A 14,910-nucleotide genomic window follows, 5' to 3' on the forward strand; every position below is an offset into this window, starting at 1 on the left:
AGGCGCCGTGCAACGCGGCTGCCGACCCCGCCCCCGCGGTCAGGGTCGGGACCTCCACCCGCAGGCCGTTCTGCGACGGCTGCGGGCCGGGGTCAGCCGCGTCGTTCCGAGTGGCGTGGCGGGAACCCTGGCGCACCGGTCTGGAGGGTGATGGCGAGCCAGCTCGCCCAGCCGATGGGCTGCAGGGCCCAATAGCTGACCGCCCGGTACAGGAGCGTCGCGGCGATCGCCGGGCCGGGCCGAAGACCGTACAGCACGAGCAGTGCGGACAGGCTCGTCTCCACGATGCCGAGGCTGCCCGGGGTCAGACGCAGGCTGCCGGGGATCTGGGTGAGAACGTAGACGAGCAGCAGGCTGTGCCAGGGCACGCCAATGCCGAGCGCCCACAGGCTGGCGGCCAGACAAGCGACGTCGAGAACCCAGTTCAGCAGCGCGAACGCGAACGGTCGCAACCAAGGTCGCAGGCCGGGCTGCAGGCTGCGGGCCTGTTCGACCAGCTGGGCGAGTGCCTCCTGGCCCTGCTGGATGCGTCGGGAGCGTGTCCCGACGCTCGTCCACGCTTGCCCCACCGCGTGACGGAAACCCGAGAAGCGGGATGCTCCGACGACCGCCACGGCGATCCCCAGCACCAGAAGCGCGCCGGCTACGGGAAGCAGAACGGTCCGCAGCCCCGCCGGTCCCGCGGCGACCACGCCGGCCACGAGCAGGACGGCCATGCCGAGTATCGACAGCGCACCGGCCACCACCAGCACGGCGGCCGCCAGCACCGGCTCCACGCCCCGCCGGCGCAGCTGCCGGAAGACCCAGGCGGCCGAGAACGCCGCCCCACCGGGCAACGCGCCCGCCACGGCGTTGGCGGCCACCACGAGCGCCGTCGTGCGCCGCAGGCTCCAGTGTGTCCCGCCCGCTTCCAGCAGCCAGCGGTACACCGCGGCGAAACACACGATCGACAGCACCTGGCACACCACGGCGACCGCCACCGGCAGCGGGCGTACTCCGGCGATGAGGTGGTAGGCCTGCGCCAGTTCACTCCGCCGCAGGACCGCGACCAGGGCCACGGCCGCCGCGAGGAGAACGGCCACCAACCACCACAGCGGGCCCGGTCGCGCGGGACGTCCCTCCGCCCACCTCGCACCGCCCACCGCCTCGGACTCCCGCCACCCGGACATCGGCCATCACTCCCGACAGGTGGCATACGGGTTCAGGCGCCGATGGTCGGCGGGGGGTCGGGCCTGCACAGTCCGCCTCGCCGCGGTCACCCGGCACCGCGGTCCCGGCCCTGGCCCTGGCCCTGCGAGCCCTCCCCTGACGCATGCAGCCCGAAGCGCACGGACCGGATGATGTCGACGGTGGTGTCGAGATCGTCCACGGTCCGCGCCGGCCGCTCGGCGGCCTCCGGGTGCTTCCCGAACCGCCGGACGCCCCGCAGGTCCGAACCCGCTGCGAACAGCACACCGCGGGCCGCCCTGTCGGCACCCATCGGGATGGCCACCGCGGGCCCGAACCCCGCCCACCGGCCGACGCTCTCGGCGCCGAGCCGCGAATCGGGCGCGATCTCGCTGGTCACCACGGCTTCGCAGCCGCTGAGCGCCGCTGCGAGAAGTCCCTCACGGATTGCGTCGACGCGCAGCCGGACCTCGTCCAGCGCCTGGTTCAGACGCGGCCTCAGCGGCTCGTCCCCGTGCATGCTGCCCGCGCCCACCTCGCCCTCCGCCTTGCTTCCGCCGACGGTCCAGCCTCTGTTTCCACCGTAGAACCGGGCGTCGCAGCGGACCAGACGAACAGCCGGCCGCTGCTCAGCGCGGTCCTCCTCGCCATCGGCCGCACCGGCTTCCAGAAGTGCGGGGACCGCGGGAGGCGGGTGGGTCGAACGCCCGCCACGGCCGCTCCTCGCCCGCGCGCCGCCTCGGTCGCCATGGCCCCGCCTCGCCCAGGACCTCGACCACGTGCCGGCGGCCACCTCCCCGTACAGCCCGGTGGTGTTGACGGGTTGACGGGTTGGCGGGTTGACGGGTTGGCGGGCCACTGGACGGGCGGCACGGCCGCCATGACCCCGACCGTCGCCAAGAAGGCCCGGCTGAGGGAGCCGGCCGTGCCGGTACGAGGTCGCCGAGCGGGCAGCCGTCGCTCATGATGGAGAGGGATGGCACTTCGAGTTCACATCCGCGGAGGTGAGCCGCATGACTCTGCCCGTACGACACAGGCACGGCAGCCCGCTGGAGCGGGCCTACCCCTGGCGTGAGCCGATAGCCGCCGAGTTCGACGAACTCTTCGAGCGCATGAACCGTTTCCTGGAGTCCGCCGCACCCTCCTGGACCGAGCCCATGGCATGGGCGCCGTTGGCCGACCTGAGCGAGACCGACGAGGCATACGAGGTCGAGTGCGAACTGCCCGGCATCAAGCGCGACGACATCGACGTCGAAGTCAGCGGCCGGGAACTGCACATCACCGGTGAGCTGAAGGAACGCGAACGGAAAGGCGTCCTGCGCCGCGCCACGCGCCGCACCGGGCGATTCGAGTACCGGGCGCTGCTGCCCACCGATGTGAAGGCCGAGGATGTCCGCGCCAGCCTCACCGACGGCATTCTTACTGTCACCGCCCCCAAGGCCCAGGCAGCCAAGCCCCACCACATCGAGATCGAGGGCTGAACCACCGCTCCTGCCAGCAGAACGATCGACGGGTACGAACGAAGGTGTCCAGGCACCATGACCGATGCCGGGCCGGGGCAGTCGCCGCGTGGTCATCGAAGTGTTCCGCACACCGGCGATCTGCGTGTCGAGGCGTGGGCGCCGACACGCGAGGAGTGCATCGTCGAGGCGGTGCGGGGCGTGGTCGGCAGCTTCGCTGAACTGCCCGTGGGTTCCTCCTGCGTCACCCGCGAGTGCGTGGTGTCGGCTGAGGACAACGGCAGGCTCCTGGCCGCCGTGCTCGAGGAAGTCATCTATCGCATGGACGCGGCCGGCGAACTCCCTGTGCACGTCGCGGTGACGCCGGAGGCGGGCGGGGTACGCGTGCGATTCAGGATGGCCGACAGCTCGACGGCCACGCAGACCGGGGCCGTGCCCAAGGCCGTCGCCCTGCACGGACTGCGGCTGGCCCAGGACTCGCGCGGGTGGGACTGCCGAGTGACGCTGGATGTGTGACGCCTGTCCCGGCGTCCCGCGCCGGAACGCCTCGCCGAGGAGGCCGAACCGAAATGGACATCCGGCTGGTGGCGGATGGACCCTGGCGATTTCGCATCGAACAGGCCGGCGCCATGCGCGTGCCCGGAGTCGTCCTCGCCCCACGGGAGCTGCTGCCGGACGAGCCCGGCGACCAGGCCCTTCGGCAGGTGGCCAACGTGGCGACGCTACCCGGCATCGTCCGTGCCTCGTACGCCATGCCCGACATCCACTGGGGCTACGGCTTCCCGATCGGCGGCGTGGCCGCGACCGACGTGGCCCGCGGCGGGGTCGTCTCGCCGGGCGGGGTGGGCTTCGACATCTCCTGCGGGGTGCGCCTGCTCACCGCGCACGTGGACCGCGCCGCCCTGCTGCCGAAGCTGCCCGCGCTGATGGACCGACTGGACACGCTGATCCCGCGCGGGCTCGGTCGCGGCGGTCTGTGGCATCTGCCGGGCCGGGCACAGCTGCACGAGGTCCTGTGCGGCGGTGCCCGGTACGCCGTAGAGCAGGGCCACGGAGTACGGCGCGACCTGGAGCGCTGCGAGGACGGCGGAGCCGTCGAAGACGCCGATGCCACCCAGGTCGGCGAACGCGCGCTGGAACGCGGCGCCGGGCAGGTCGGCAGCCTCGGCTCGGCCAACCACTTCCTGGAGGTCCAGGCCGTCGACGCGGTCTACGACGAGACGTGCGCGCGGGCGTTCGGCCTGCGCCCCGGCCTGGTGTGCGTCATGATCCACTGTGGCTCGCGCGGCCTGGGCCACCAGATCTGCTCCGACCACGTGCGAGCCATGGACACCGTGATGCGGAGGTACGGCATCGACGTACCCGACCCGCAACTCGCCTGCGCACCCGTCGACTCGCCCGAGGGCCGCGCCTACCTGGGCGCAATGGCCGCGGCCGCGAACTTCGCCCGCGCCAACCGCCAGTTGCTGGCCGACGCCGCCCGCGGCGTCTTCCTCGAGGCCAGTGGCGCGGGCCTGGACCTGCTCTACGACGTCTCACACAACCTCGCCAAACTGGAACGCCACACCGGCGACGGCGCAGCCCGGCCGCTGCTGTGCGTCCACCGCAAGGGCGCCACCCGGGCCCTGCCGCCGGGCCACCCCGACCTGCCGGACGCACTCCGCCCCTTCGGTCAGCCGGTGTTCGTGCCCGGCACGATGGGCACCGCCTCGTACGTCATGACCGGCAGCACCGGCAATCGGGCGTTCGACTCCTGCTGCCACGGCGCCGGCCGGGTCTGGAGCCGACACCGCGCGCACCGCGAGATGTCCGCCCGGCAGTTGCGCCGGGAGCTGGTCGACGCGGGGGTCGCGGTGCGCCCCGCCTCCTGGCGCAGCGTCACCGAGGAGGCACCCGAGGCGTACAAGGACGTCGACGCCGTCGTCCGGGCGAGCGAACACAACGATCTGGGCCGCCTTGTGGCCCGTCTGGTACCGCTGGGCGTACTCAAAGGCTAGAACACGGCTCAGCCGGTGCAGACGGGGTCGACCGCCGGCGGGCCGTCCCCCGCAACGCCCCTCCCAGCTTGCCAACCTCCGGCACGCCTGCCGGATTCATCCCCATATTTGACATTACGGTGGCAATCGCCGCAGGTAGGGAGCGGCGGTTCCGGGCCGAGACGCCGCAGGCGCGAGCGAGTAGAGAGAAGACCATGCCCATTGATGGAGAGTGGTACAACGAGTTCGGTTCACACCTGCATCTCGAGGTGGACCAGGAAGGGACCGTCAGCGGACGGTACGTGACCGCCGTAGGGCACGCGCCGGGGACGTATCTCCTCACCGGACGCCATGACGGGCCTGTGAGCCCGGGGAACGGCATCGCCCTCGGCTGGACGGTCGCCTGGCGCAACGAACACGGCAACGTGGGCTCCGTCACGAGTTGGAGCGGCCAATTCTTCACAGACCCGGAACGCATCCTCAGTACCTGGCTGCTGACCCGTTCCGCCACGGTGGAGGCGTGGGAGTCCACTGTGGTCGGGCAAGATGTCTTCACACGGCAGAGGCCCACCGGCGAGGACGTCGATCGCGCTCTTCGCAGTGGCCGGCCGGTCTCGCACCCGATGCCGTCATGAGGGGCGGTACCCGCCAGGTCGTCCGCTTGAACGGCGTCTTCGTCCTGAACGGCGTCTTCGTCGACGGCCTGCGGACCGCTACCTGGCCGGGACGGCCCGTCGGCGCCGCAGCAGCCAGCGCCGCAGTTCATCGGCGCCCCAGACGATGAAAGGGAAGGGGACGACGAAGGCGAGCATGCGTGGGGTGAGGGCGGCGGTGCCCAATAGGGCCTGCAGGGGCGGGGTGTAGATGAAGACGGCGGCGAGGGCGAGTTCGAAGGCGATGCCCCACAGCAGCAGTGGATTGGTGAACACCCCGATGGAACGCAGCGAGGCGTGCTCGGTGCGGGCGGCGAACGCGGTGCCGATCTGACCGGCGATCATGCCCAGGAAGGTCATCGTCGTCGCCTGCTGGTAGGCGTGGTGCAGCGGCGTGCCGGGGCCGGTGGGGGCACCGGGGTGCCAGTCGGCGTGCCAGAGAACGGCGAAGAAGCCGGTCAGCTCCAGGACGGCGCAGATGACGCCGAGGAACAGCCAGGCGCGCAACAGCATGGGGCCGCGGATGACGCCTTCGGAGCGAGGGCGAGGAGGGCGGTCCATCAGTCCGGGCTCGGCACGTTCCCGGCCCAGGGCGAGGGCGGGGAGGGTCTCGGTGCCGACGTCGAACGCGAGCAGTTGCAGTACGGTCAGCGGCAGCGGTACAGCCCCGCCGGCCAGGGCGTAGACCAGGAACGGTGTGACCTCCGGAGTGGTGTGGGCGAAGATGTAGCAGACGAACTTGCGGATGTTGTCGTAGACGCGGCGTCCCGCGTGCACAGCGGCGACGATGGTGGCGAAGTTGTCGTCGGTGAGCACCATGGTGGCCGCCTCGCGGGCCACGTCGGTGCCGGAGCGGCCCATGGCGACCCCGATGTCGGCCCGGCGCAGGGCGGGTGCGTCGTTGACGCCGTCACCGGTCATCGCCACGACGTGGCCTTCGGCGCGCAGCGCGTCGGCGATCCGCAGCTTTGCCTCCGGGGACGTGCGGGCGAAGATCACTTCCCGGTGGTGGCGCAGCAGTTGGTCGAGTTCGTGTTCGGGCATGCGGTCGAGTACGTCGCCGGTGACCACCTTCGGTTCCGGGCCGCCGATGCCGACCTGACCGGCGATCGCGGTCGCGGTCAGGGCGTGGTCGCCGGAGACCACGATGATGCGGATGCCGGCACTGTGACAGCGGGTGACCGCGTCGGCCACCTCCGGGCGGGGCGGATCGGCCATCGCCACCAGCCCCAGGAAGACCAGCAGGTCTTCGGCCTCCTCGCGGCGTTCCGGTAATGCGACGCCGGCAGCCAGGTGCCGCTCCGCCGCAGCCAGGACACGAAGCCCCCGGCGGGCGAATGTGTCCACCTGCCCGGCGATCGTACGGCGTTGTCGCTCGGTGAGCGGGCCGACCGTGCCGTCGGCCTGTCTGATGGTGGCGCACAGCGGCAGGAGCGCCTCGGGGGCTCCCTTGACGTCGATCCAGAATCCGTCGTCGTCGCGCTGGTCGACCGTCGACATCAGTTTGCGTACGGGGTCGAAGTGGAATTGGCGGCGGCGGCCGGCATCCCGTTCGTCGGTACCGACCCCGCAGCCCAGATGCCCGGCCGCTGTCAGCAGCGCCAGTTCGGTGGGATCACCCACAGGGCCGCCGGGGGCGTCCAACTGTGCGTTGTTGCACCACGCCACCACCGTCGCGAGAGCACGCAACGCCTCGTCGTCGGGCAGTCCCCCGGCGGCGTCGGCGAGTTCCCGCCGCCCCGCCGCGCTCCACACCGCGATGACCCGCATACGGTTCTCGGTGAGGGTGCCGGTCTTGTCGGTGCAGATCACGTCCGTGGAACCCAGTGTCTCCACCGCGCTCAGGCGTTTGACGACCGCCCCACGACGCACCAGCTCCCGCACACCCAGTGCCAGGGCCAGTGTGATCACCGGCAGCAGACCCTCGGGAACGTTGCCGACCAGCAGGCCGACGGCAAAGACGACCGCGTCGTGGAACGGCAGCTTCGCCACGAACATGGCCAGTGGCAGGAACGCCACCCCCATGATCACCGCGATCGCCGCAATCAGCCACGCCACTCGCCGGACCTGCGCCTCCAACGGGCTCATCTCCCGCTCGACACGCTCTGAGAGCGCCGCGATACGCCCGAGTTCGGTGTGCATGCCGGTCGCGAAGACCACCGCTCTGGCCTCGCCCTCGGTGCATGTGGTGCCGCTGAAGACCAGGTCGCGCGCCGACAGCAGCGGGACGTGGACGTCGACCCGGTCGGCCGCACGGTAGGCGGGCATCGCCTCACCGGTCAGCGGCGACAGATCGACCTCGATTCCGCCCTCGATCAGCCGTGCGTCGGCCGAGATGCGGTCCCCCTCCTCGATCACCAGCACATCGCCGGGCACCAGGGTGACCGCCTCGACCTGCTGGACGTGCCCGTCCCGCACCACGGTCGCATGCGTCGGCAGGTAGGCGGCCAGCGTCTCCACGGCCCGTTCGGCCTGCATCTCCTGTACGAAGGCGAACGCCGCGTTCACCACGATCACCAGCACGATGGCCACCGCCACCGCCGCGATCCCCGCCCACCACGCCAGCAGCGCGGCCGCCCACAACAGGAGCGCCAGTGGGTGGGCCACCTGCCGGGCCAACTCGCCCGGCCAGCGCCTGCCGCCGCGCCGCTGCAGCTCGTTGGGCCCGTAGCGCACCAGTCGCCGAGCCGCCTCGCGCGAGGACACGCCCTTCCGCGTGCTGCGCAGATCCCGCAGCAGCAGGTCCAGGCGCTCCTCCGGATCGAGCTCCACCACCGCGGTCCCACCGGCCTCGGCGTTCATCTCACCCCACCATCCGTGTCCGTCAGCTGATGGTCGGCCGGGCCGGTCCTCATCTCACTGGGCTGAGGAACCCACCGGCCGAGACGCGGTCGTGGGAGCTGGGCGCACGACGAGCTGCTCCTTCGACGGCTCCGGCCCCTCGACCCCGACCACGATCCGTCGGCCGGATGCCGCGTCGTCGCTCACCACCCACCTCCCGGTTCCTCCCGTCGCCGTTTCAGCTTTCCCCGCAGCACCCCGATGACGGCCGCTTCAGTCCTTCCTGCTCACCCGTTTCGCCCCTTCTCGTTCCTCCCTCAGCGGCTCACGTGGGGCCAGACGGGCACACGGCGATTACGGCCACGCGGACGGCGCGGCACCGAACCGCGTCCCCGGGTCGGGCGGCAACCGGCCAGGCCGGCCAACGGGAGCGGCACCCGCGGCATAAGGTGATCAAGGAGTGCTCGCTGCTGCGGCAACGGCAACGGGCATCGCGGTTGTCGCCATCATGGAGATGCTTTTGTGCTCAGTCGCCTCGCAGAGTTCGTAGTGCCCGTCTTCGGCCGCCTGGACGTCACCACGGATGGCACTTCCGGGCCGATCACGGGCAGCATCATCATCGCCAACCACACCTCCCTCAGTGACCCTGCGGTCGTCCTCGCCGCGCTGCGCCGCCTCGGCACCGAGCCCATCGTGCTGGCGGCCGCGGGGCTGTGGCGCGTCCCCCTGCTCGGCTGTGTCCTGACTCGGGAGGGGCACATCCCGGTTCACCGGCACGACCCACGAGCCGCCCAAGCGCTGCAAGAGGCCCGAGCGGCACTGACCGCGGGCCGGTCCGTCCTGCTCTACCCGGAAGGCGGTCTCCCCCACCGCAAGGGCGTTCGCGAGGCTCCGCCCCGGCCCTTTCACTCCGGCCTCTTCCATCTCGCGCACGCCACCGGCGCCCAGATCGTGCCCCTGGGCCAGGCAGGGGCCCGCGCACTGGCATCCGGCAGCCCCTTCGAACAGGTGGCCAGGCTGCTCACCGCTCCACTGCGCCGTCCACGACTCCACGTGCACGTCGGCGCACCTCTGCGCCTGCGCAGCGAACAGACACAGGCCCAGGCCCTCGCCATGACGCAGAGCGCGCTGACCCAGGCCTGGCGCAGCGCTGCCCGACAACTCGGCGCACCGTTGATCCTCGCCCGCCGAGGAAAAAGGGCACGACGCGGCCACCATGTGCGCCGGCGCCGGTCGACTCCTGCCGACGGGACGGGCTGCCGCTTCGCGGATGCCCCTTCATGCGCGGGACGTGGACTCGGCGTAGCGCAGCAGGACGCCCACGCCCTCGCACAGCAACAGCTCCTGCTCGGGCACCACGACCAGTTCGGCTTTCGTGCCGACGAGGGCACGGGCCAGGGCCGTGTCGGCCCGTTCCTCGCTGACCTCCCGTATGCCGTAGGAGCGCAGTTCCGGTTCGGCGACGGCGAGTTGACCGGGCTCCGGGCCGACCCACAGGCGGAACGGGGACTCAGGGTGGTCGTTGAGGAATAGAGCCTTGACCCTGCCGCGTTGCAGCGCCGACACGGCGGGCGCTAGGCCCTCCGCGAACGCTCCGCCGCGGGCCCGCTCGGCAAGGAAGGCGTCCAGCAGTGCCCTGTCGTGCGCGGCCATGCGCCCTTGGAAGAGGCTTTCGAGCCGCTGCTCCAGCAGCGCCCGCCCGGGCTCGGACTCGCCGGCGCCCTCCACGGTGGTGACCTGCCTGCGCAGGGAGAGCGGAAGCCGATGGATGAGGATGCCGCGGGCCCAGACGTCTCCGGCGACGACCACCGTCTCGACGTCGATGCGCCGTGCGTGACCTTCCAGCTCCCGGCCGACCTCTCCGGCAGCGCGGGTCCAGTCGGCCACCGGGATCTCCTCGTCCAGCCGGTGGCCCGGCGTGACCTTGGTCAGCGGCCATGTGCCCGCCTCGGCCTCGATCCGTACCGTGCCGGTGGCGTCCGTCGAGTGACGGCCGCCGTAGTGCACGTGCACCGCCAGATAGGGGATCCCGGGCGCGTGCTGGACGATCAGCGGCATGGTGTCCGGCAGCGTCCCGAAGCGCGCGGTGTCCCGTGCGGGCGGTGCGGGCAACTCGTCCAGCAGGGCCAGGTGTCCGTGGGCGGTGAACACGGCCTGACCGTGGGTGCCGGGAACGTCCGTGTCGCTGCCCACGGTGCCCGCCACCGCGGTGATGGAGTCCCGGTCCGCTCCCTCGGACATCAGTGCGTCCCGAAGATGCCGCCAGCGCAGTTGTATGGCGGCATCGGGATCCTCGATGGCGGCGTCGCGGGACGTGTCCAGGTAGACGGACGCGAAAGGACCGGACTGCTTGTAGAGAGGTTCCAGGAAGGAGAGTTTCATGTCGCTCCCGAGTGGGCTGTCGGCGCCACGTGCCACCACGCCCGGGATGCCGCCGTATCGAGACACGTTCGGGTTGGCGTGCCGCGGCTTTCCAACTCCAGGATGCGCCTGCCCGACGAGCCCCGCCTGCTCTCCGTACCAACCGTGGGGCGTCTGGCGCCGACCTGGTCACGGGCCCGACAGCCCGCCGGACGTGCCCGAACGGCCCCTCTGCGCGAGCCGCCTCCCGGAGTCATCCTGAACGAAGACGGTCAACGACGGCAGGGAACGAGGTGAGCCACGATGAAGGCGCATGAAGGTGACGTACTGCGGTTCACCGGCAGAACCGTGGGGTCCCCCGAACACCATGCCACCGTCGTACAGGTGCTCGGCGAAAACGGCGAACCACCCTATCGGGTGCGCTACGAAGACGGTCACGAGACAGAGATCTTTCCCGGCCCAGGATGCGTGATCGAGACCCATCCGGCACACGCTGCCTCATTCGGGCAGCCGCACCGGGAGAGGCGGTGACCGGGCTCGCCGGAGGCGGGAACGCGTCCGGCGAGCCCGTCTGCGGGGCGAGGCTGCCGCGGCGTCGGGCGGCGCGGGGCGCGGCCACAGCGGGGGTGGGCCGCGGCAGGGACCGGGACGAGTTTCGGTGGTTGCTCCTGCCCGAGACTGGCTGGAGGCGCGTCGACACGATACGGGTGCGCCGTCTGTTCGGCTGAACGGCACAGTGACGCCCGGAACCTGTACACCGGTCCTCACGCGGGGAGGGCAACCGCATCCGACATGAGAAATCAGTGCGCACCGCAGCGGTGCGCACTCATTCTCCGACGGAGTGAGGATGGAGGTACGGGGCGCGTCGCGTTGCTCGCGTGCCCCGCCGTGTTCCGCCGTGTTCCGCCGGGGCAAGGAGGCCGATCATGTACTTCGTGGATCGCCGAGATGCCGGCCGACAGTTGGCAGCCCGCCTGAAGCACCTCAAGGGTTCCGACATCGTGGTGCTGGGGCTGCCCCGCGGAGGGGTCCCGGTCGCCGCAGAGGTCGCCCAGGCCCTCGGCGCGCCCCTGGATGTCTGCCTCGTACGCAAACTCGGCGTGCCGTTCCAGCCGGAACTGGGCATGGGAGCCATCGGCGAAGACGGCGTCCGCGTGATCAACGACGAGGTGGTGCGCGCCGCCCGTGTCACCCCGGACGAGCTGGCCGAGGTCGAGGCACGCGAGCGGGAGGTCCTGGAGAGCCGCGCCCGACGCTACCGGGGTGAGCGGGAAACACTCTGGCTCGAAGGCCGCACGGTGCTGGTGGTCGATGACGGGGTGGCCACGGGTTCGACGGCGCGAGCGGCCTGCTGGATCGCCCGCGCTCGCGGGGCCGCACGGATCGTGCTGGCGGTTCCCGTGGGACCGCACGACTGGACCGCGCGGCTGGGCGCGGACGCCGACGAACTGGTGTGCCTGCACACGCCGTGGAACTTCTACGCCATCGGTCAGTTCTATGCCGACTTTTCCCAGACCGACGACGACGAGGTCGTCGCCTGCCTGGAGGAGGCCCTCGCCCGCCCGGTGAGCACCCGCCGGACTCCGCCGGGTCATGCCCTGCCCGAGGACCGGGAAGCCGATGTACGAGCGGGTCCGCTGGTACTGCGGGGACAGCTCACGGTCCCCGAAGGCGCGCTCGGGATCGTGGTGTTCGCGCACGGCAGCGGCAGCAGCCGCCACAGCCCGCGCAACCGGTTCGTCGCGGCCGGCCTGAACCGGGCCGGGCTGGGCACCCTGCTGTTCGACCTCCTCACCGAGGTGGAGGAGACCGACCGGGCCAACGTCTTCGACACGGACCTGCTCGCCCGCCGGCTCACAGACGCCACCGGCTGGCTGCGCGAGCAGCCCGAGGCCCGGGGCTTGGCCATCGGATACTTCGGCGCGAGCACCGGCGCGGCCGCCGCGCTCTGGGCCGCCGCCGAGCCCGGCGCCCGGATCGCCGCGGTCGTCTCCCGCGGCGGCAGGCCGGACTTGGCCGGGCCGCGGCTGCCTGCGGTAGCGGCGCCCACGCTGCTGATCGTCGGGGGTCACGACCAACTGGTTCTCGGGCTCAACCGCGAGGCACAGGCCCGGCTGCACTGCGAGAACGAGCTCGCGGTCGTCTCCGGCGCCACCCACCTCTTCGAGGAGCCCGGTGCTCTGGAGAAGGTCACCGACCTGGCCCGTGCCTGGTTCAGCGACCACATGGCCCCGGCCGCTCACGCGGCTGGACGATTCTGACCGCGGGGCCGGACAGGGACGGCTGCTCAAGTGCGGTGCAGCGGCGCGTTCCCGGGGGCTCCTGCGGGGCTCCTGCCCGCTGTATCGCTCGCTCCCGAGCCGAATCAGGCGGTGTGTCACGCCTGCTGACCGTGCGCGAGCAACACCGCGCTCGCGGCCCAGGCATGGCATCGGCCTCAGGTGACGGGCCCGCTACTCGACGGGGGAGATCAGGCCGTAATGGCCGTCGTAGCGGTGGTAGAGGATGTTTCCCCGCCCCGTGGTGGCGTCGGCGAAGAACACGAACGGGTAACCGGTTAGATCCAGCCGCTGTTTCGCCTCGGTCACGTTCATCCAAGGGGCGGGGAGGTCGCTCACGGTGAGCGGCACGGCCACAGGGCCGGCCATCTCGTGGTGGGGGTGGACCTGGGCGAGTCGGTAGCCCGTCGGGCCGGATCGGTACAGCACGCTGTCCTCTCCGGTGCCGATGTCGGTGAAGAGATGGAAGTCGTAGTCCATCGCCTCCAGCTCGAAGGCCGCCTCGTCGGGCGACTCCCGGGCCAGCGAGTAGGCCTTGTGTCGTACGACCTGTCGCTCCTCGGCCGGGCGCGGGAAGTAGTCGGGACGCTGGGCGGGCTCGCTGCCGTGGCGCCACTCGTGCGGGCCCGGCACCGGCGTCTTTCCCCGCCGGGCCTCCCAGTGCTCCTCCAGCCGCTCCAGCCGCGCAGCGAGCCGGTCCTGCAGCAGGTCGACGGCCTCGGTCACGGTGCCGGCGGAGACATGTGCGCGGGCAGGACGCCCGTTGACGTCCAGACTGGCCTGGGCGATCGCCGGGCGTTCCATGGCGGGGTTGGCCATGTGGGTCAGTTTGACGCGGGCGAACAGAACCGGCTCCCGTGTCCGGCCGGTGAGCGCCCGTAGCTTGCCCTGCGCGTACTCGACGGCTCCTGGCGGCATCTGCCCCTGGGTTTCCACCTGGATCTCGGGAGCCTGCTGTGGTGCCGATCGCTTCATGGCAGCCTCCTTGCGCGGGCCGTTAGTGCCACTATCCACACTTACGCTGATTGGACCTGTACGCACGGTCGGCGTGGCCGTCCCCGGCCGATCAGCCTCTTCGCCCCTGAGCGGACATGGCGAAACGGACCTCGCTGCGGCGGGCTCGCCGGCTCGTTCCGAGAGAAGCCGGCCGGGCTCCGCCGGTGGTCGGGCAGCGGTGATCCGGGCCCGGTACCGCGCCCGTCGCAGACCGCCGGCAACGGCATGGCGCCCGCTGCCGCGACGTCGAAGACGCGCAAGTCACGCAGGGCTGCCCGATGCCACCCGCCGGCAGCACGATGCGGCCGCGCCGCAGGTGCCCTTCCGCGCGCAGCCGGACGAACGGCTCGGCGATGCTCTGCGTGGCTCCTGCCGTCATCGCTCGTACGTCGGGCCCGGCGGCCCACGGCTCTCCCTCCCTTCCGCTGCCGGGAAGGCCCACGTGCGTGCGTCCTGATGCTCGGCACGGTGATGAACGCCCTCCCCCGCTGGAAGACCTCGGTGGGCCTCGATGCACGGTCGCGTGGCGCCGTGTGGTGGTGAGGCTGCCAACCGGCTTCGCCCGCCCTAGCATGGAGCCCTGGGGAGAAAGAGAAGCCGCCGCGGCGCCGTTGATGCCCGCGCGGTCGCCGCCGGGCCAGTGCAGCAACCCCGCCGCTTCTGCACAAGTCAGCCTTCGCGTATGCGGATGAGGCCTCTCGGCTTCCGGTAAAGCACCTGCATTTCCCGCGGACAGCCTGGAAGGGAAGGGAAGATCCATGCCCCCCACACGCCCACCTGACTTCGAGCACGCCATCCACAGCGCGAACATCTGGCTCAAAGCGGTGTCGGAAGCCCTGGACACGGAGGACCGCCACTTCGCCCACCGGGTCCTGCGCACCTGGCTGCACACGCTCCGTGACAGGCTCACCGTCGACGTGGCCGCCCACTTCGCCGCACAGCTCCCCGAACTGGTGCGTGGCGTCTACTACGACGGCTGGAACCCCAGCGTCGTACCGGTCAAGTACGACCGCGGAGGATACCTGGACCGCTTCGTCCAGGAAGCCAAGGTCACAGCCGAGGACGTCCCCCGGATAGCCGCCACGGTCACCACCGTCGTACGCGATCACGTCTCGCCAGGTCACCTGGAAGCGGCGCTCGAACAACTCCCGCATGACATCCGCGCCTTGCTCCTCCAGCCGGCTGCCTGACCGGCGACACGAGACGGCGCGCACCGCGTCTGCCGCGTTGATCAACC

The 14,910-nt window shown here is 71.3% G+C and carries 12 protein-coding genes and 1 pseudogene; 8 read left to right on the plus strand and 5 right to left on the minus strand.

What is annotated here, in order from left to right; translation table 11 throughout:
• Nucleotides 1-92 precede the first annotated feature (92 nt).
• Both ACWC5O_RS18015 and ACWC5O_RS18020 read right to left on the minus strand, forming a co-directional pair.
• The gene (locus ACWC5O_RS18015; RefSeq protein ID WP_450587691.1) at nt 93-1,082 is read right to left on the minus strand and encodes a lysylphosphatidylglycerol synthase transmembrane domain-containing protein; all 990 of its coding nucleotides are present in this window, start codon (nt 1,080-1,082) and stop codon (nt 93-95) included.
• A gap of 173 nt (nt 1,083-1,255) precedes the next feature.
• A complete protein-coding gene (locus ACWC5O_RS18020; RefSeq protein ID WP_450587693.1) occupies nt 1,256-1,687 on the minus strand; it encodes a hypothetical protein in 432 nt (143 codons plus the stop codon).
• Nucleotides 1,688-2,180: 493 nt separating this feature from the next.
• Here ACWC5O_RS18020 and ACWC5O_RS18025 point away from each other — a divergent pair, with 493 nt between their 5' ends.
• From ACWC5O_RS18025 to ACWC5O_RS18040, 4 genes are all read left to right on the plus strand, one after another.
• A complete protein-coding gene (locus tag ACWC5O_RS18025) occupies nt 2,181-2,648 on the plus strand; it encodes an Hsp20/alpha crystallin family protein (RefSeq protein ID WP_450587695.1) in 468 nt (155 codons plus the stop codon).
• 57 nt (nt 2,649-2,705) lie between these two features.
• On the plus strand, nt 2,706-3,143 hold the full coding sequence (locus ACWC5O_RS18030) for an archease (RefSeq protein ID WP_450587697.1): 438 nt from the start codon (nt 2,706-2,708) through the stop codon (nt 3,141-3,143).
• Nucleotides 3,144-3,196: 53 nt separating this feature from the next.
• Complete coding sequence (locus ACWC5O_RS18035; RefSeq protein ID WP_450587698.1) at nt 3,197-4,624, plus strand: RtcB family protein; 1,428 nt, start codon at nt 3,197-3,199, stop codon at nt 4,622-4,624.
• Between the two features lie 194 nt (nt 4,625-4,818).
• Complete coding sequence (locus tag ACWC5O_RS18040; RefSeq protein ID WP_450587699.1) at nt 4,819-5,238, plus strand: avidin/streptavidin family protein; 420 nt, start codon at nt 4,819-4,821, stop codon at nt 5,236-5,238.
• 78 nt (nt 5,239-5,316) lie between these two features.
• Here the strand turns inward: ACWC5O_RS18040 and ACWC5O_RS18045 are convergent, their stop codons facing one another.
• Nucleotides 5,317-8,058, minus strand: coding sequence for a cation-translocating P-type ATPase (locus tag ACWC5O_RS18045; RefSeq protein WP_450587701.1), 2,742 nt, complete (start codon nt 8,056-8,058; stop codon nt 5,317-5,319).
• Nucleotides 8,059-8,559: 501 nt separating this feature from the next.
• On the opposite strand from ACWC5O_RS18045, the pseudogene ACWC5O_RS18050 reads away from it, so the two are divergent.
• A pseudogene (locus ACWC5O_RS18050) lies at nt 8,560-9,222 on the plus strand (lysophospholipid acyltransferase family protein); the annotation flags it as partial.
• A gap of 93 nt (nt 9,223-9,315) precedes the next feature.
• Here the strand turns inward: ACWC5O_RS18050 and ACWC5O_RS18055 are convergent.
• Nucleotides 9,316-10,419: a baeRF2 domain-containing protein gene (locus tag ACWC5O_RS18055; protein ID WP_450587703.1), complete on the minus strand. Its 1,104-nt coding sequence runs from the start codon at nt 10,417-10,419 to the stop codon at nt 9,316-9,318.
• A 282-nt stretch (nt 10,420-10,701) separates the two neighbouring features.
• Here ACWC5O_RS18055 and ACWC5O_RS18060 point away from each other — a divergent pair, with 282 nt between their 5' ends.
• The gene (locus ACWC5O_RS18060; protein ID WP_450587705.1) at nt 10,702-10,929 is read left to right on the plus strand and encodes a DUF1918 domain-containing protein; all 228 of its coding nucleotides are present in this window, start codon (nt 10,702-10,704) and stop codon (nt 10,927-10,929) included.
• Nucleotides 10,930-11,324: 395 nt separating this feature from the next.
• The gene (locus ACWC5O_RS18065) at nt 11,325-12,659 is read left to right on the plus strand and encodes a phosphoribosyltransferase family protein (RefSeq protein ID WP_450587707.1); all 1,335 of its coding nucleotides are present in this window, start codon (nt 11,325-11,327) and stop codon (nt 12,657-12,659) included.
• 192 nt (nt 12,660-12,851) lie between these two features.
• On the opposite strand, the gene ACWC5O_RS18070 is transcribed toward ACWC5O_RS18065, so the two are convergent.
• Nucleotides 12,852-13,652 carry a sigma 54 modulation/S30EA ribosomal C-terminal domain-containing protein gene (locus ACWC5O_RS18070; protein WP_450587709.1) on the minus strand — a complete coding sequence of 267 codons (801 nt, stop codon included), beginning with the start codon at nt 13,650-13,652 and terminating at the stop codon, nt 12,852-12,854.
• Between the two features lie 779 nt (nt 13,653-14,431).
• Here ACWC5O_RS18070 and ACWC5O_RS18075 point away from each other — a divergent pair.
• Entirely contained in the window at nt 14,432-14,863 is a 432-nt protein-coding gene (locus tag ACWC5O_RS18075) for a DUF2267 domain-containing protein (RefSeq protein ID WP_450587711.1), read from the plus strand.
• Nucleotides 14,864-14,910 lie beyond the last annotated feature (47 nt).

It is taken from the genome of Streptomyces sp. NPDC001450, assembly GCF_053597295.1.